The 410-nt window shown below is 78.0% G+C and carries 1 protein-coding gene; it reads right to left on the reverse strand.

The window, feature by feature from the left end; all coding sequences use genetic code 11:
- On the reverse strand, positions 1-410 hold a 410-nt coding region (locus N869_RS16110; RefSeq protein WP_035063463.1), incomplete at both ends, for a DUF3866 family protein.

Raw genomic sequence — 410 nt, forward strand, 5'->3', positions numbered from 1 at the left:
GGACACGCGGAGCGCGGCCACCGGGCGACCGCCGAGGGTCGCGGCCGCGTTGACGGCCTCGCCGGCCGCCACCCCCGAGAACCCCCACCGCGTGCCGGTGCCGAGGTTGCCGGGACCCTGGATCACCACGGCCACGTCGGCCCCACGGACGTGCCGGGCCGCGAGCAGCCCGGTGTGGACCGTCACCGCCTCCAGGTCACCCCCGTACGCCTGCCCCACGCTGATGCACACGTCGAGGAGGCCGCCCTCGCGCAGGGCCGCGACGGTACGGGAGAACGCCACGGGCAGCGCGCCGCCGTCCGTCATCACGTACGCGATCCGCGGCGGGGCCAGGCCCAGTGCAGCGGCCCGGTGCCGGACGCCGGCGACCACGGCCGGCAGGGCCGAGTGCAGGTCGGCCACGACCACGG

It is taken from the genome of Cellulomonas bogoriensis 69B4 = DSM 16987 (assembly GCF_000767165.1).
Classification (GTDB): domain Bacteria; phylum Actinomycetota; class Actinomycetes; order Actinomycetales; family Cellulomonadaceae; genus Actinotalea; species Actinotalea bogoriensis.